This is a genomic window from Micromonospora mangrovicola (assembly GCF_047200535.1).
Taxonomy (GTDB): Bacteria; Actinomycetota; Actinomycetes; order Mycobacteriales; family Micromonosporaceae; genus Micromonospora.
This window is the reverse complement of record NZ_JBJZOG010000255.1, coordinates 1-697: the sequence shown is the minus strand read 5'-3', so window position 1 is coordinate 697 and position 697 is coordinate 1. Positions and strand designations below refer to the sequence as shown.

The 697-nt window shown below is 67.7% G+C and carries 1 pseudogene; it reads right to left on the bottom strand.

The features are described 5' to 3' along the window. Positions 1 to 684 (bottom strand): annotated as a pseudogene (locus tag ACL02O_RS34350) (hypothetical protein); the annotation flags it as partial. Between the last annotated feature and the right edge of the window lie 13 nt (positions 685 to 697).

The window sequence follows — 697 nt, the reverse complement described above, 5'->3', positions numbered from 1 at the left end:
GCCGCCGGTGTTGACGATGCCGCCGCCGTCCTTGTCGGCGTGGTTCTTGGCGACGGTGACCTTCTCGAGCTTGAGGTCGGTGTTCTCGGCGTAGATGCCACCGCCGTTCTCGCAGGCGGTGTTGCCCTTGATGGCGGTGAAGGTGATCTTGACGAAGCCGCCGGAGCTGAACAGGCCGCCGCCGTTCTTGCCGGCCCGGTTGTTCTCGATGGTGCTCCGGACGGCGTCCTTGCCCTTGACGGAGCCGATGATCTCCACGGTGCCGGCCTCGTCGCGGTCCTTGCGGTCCTTGCGGTCCTTGCGGTCCTTGAGGTCCGCGCCGTAGCTGCTCGTGTCGTGGCCGTACTTGCCGTGGTCGTCCTTCTTGCCCTCGCCGTTGGCGATGCCGCCGCCGTTGCCGCCGGCGGTGTTGTTGTCGATCTGGGATGCCTCGACCTTGAGGACGCCCTTGTTGAAGATGCCGCCGCCGTCCTTCTGGGCGTGGTTGTCCTCGACCTTGCTGTCGACGAGGTCGACCCGGCCGTAGTTGGCGATCGCGCCGCCGTTGTTCTCGGCGTTGTTGCGGGTCAGCTTCACGTCCTTCAGGTGCGCGCTGCCGCCGCGCTCGACCAGCAGCGCACCGCCGTCGCCCTCGCCCTCCTTGCCGTGGTTACTCGACCAGGAAGGCGCCTGCGCGTCCGACACCGGCACGGCCTGG